Genomic DNA, 1,052 nt, shown 5'->3' with positions numbered 1-1,052 from the left:
GGTTCTACCGGTTCTACCGGTTCTACCGGTTCTACCGGTTCTACCGGTTCTACCGGTTCTACCGGTTCTACCGGCTCTACCGGCTCTACCGGCTCTACCGGAGCAACTGGCTCGACTGGATCGACAGGCTCGACCGGGGCAACAGGTTCGACCGGGTCAACCGGCTCGACCGGAGCAACCGGCTCGACTGGATCGACAGGCTCGACCGGTGCCACAGGCTCGACCGGTGCAACCGGCTCGACCGGTGCCACCGGCTCGACCGGTGCAACCGGCTCGACCGGAGCAACAGGCTCGACCGGAGCGACTGGCTCGACCGGAGCAACCGGCTCGACCGGAGCCACCGGCTCGACTGGATCGACAGGCTCGACCGGGGCAACAGGTTCGACCGGGTCAACCGGCTCGACCGGAGCAACCGGCTCGACCGGCGCAACTGGCTCGACCGGTGCAACCGGCTCGACCGGAGCAACAGGCTCGACCGGTGCCACAGGCTCGACCGGTGCAACCGGCTCGACCGGCGCAACTGGCTCGACCGGTGCGACTGGCTCGACCGGAGCAACCGGCTCTACTGGTGCGACTGGCTCGACCGGTGCCACAGGCTCGACCGGTGCAACCGGCTCGACCGGAGCAACAGGTTCGACCGGAGCAACTGGCTCGACAGGTGCAACTGGCTCGACCGGGGCAACAGGCTCGACCGGAGCAACCGGCTCGACCGGAGCAACCGGCTCGACCGGAGCAACCGGCTCAACCGGAGCAACTGGCTCGACCGGCGCCACCGGCTCGACTGGTGCAACTGGCTCGACCGGAGCAACCGGCTCGACCGGTGCGACTGGCTCGACAGGTGCAACTGGCTCGACTGGTGCAACTGGCTCGACAGGTGCAACTGGCTCGACCGGGGCAACAGGCTCGACCGGAGCAACCGGCTCGACCGGAGCAACCGGCTCAACCGGAGCAACTGGCTCGACCGGCGCCACCGGCTCGACTGGTGCAACTGGCTCGACCGGAGCAACCGGCTCGACCGGTGCGACTGGCTCGACAGGTGCAACTGGCTCGAC

1 protein-coding gene is annotated in these 1,052 nt (G+C 68.3%); it reads left to right on the top strand.

The annotated features are described in order from the left end of the window. Positions 1-1,052: hypothetical protein (locus tag ACWTU9_RS33130; protein ID WP_455862004.1), on the top strand; the 1,052-nt coding region annotated here is incomplete at both ends.

The sequence above is a fragment of the Mesorhizobium sp. 128a genome, from assembly GCF_053848025.1.
The sequence above is the reverse complement of the archived record's forward strand: the minus strand, read 5'-3'. Positions and strand labels throughout refer to the sequence as shown.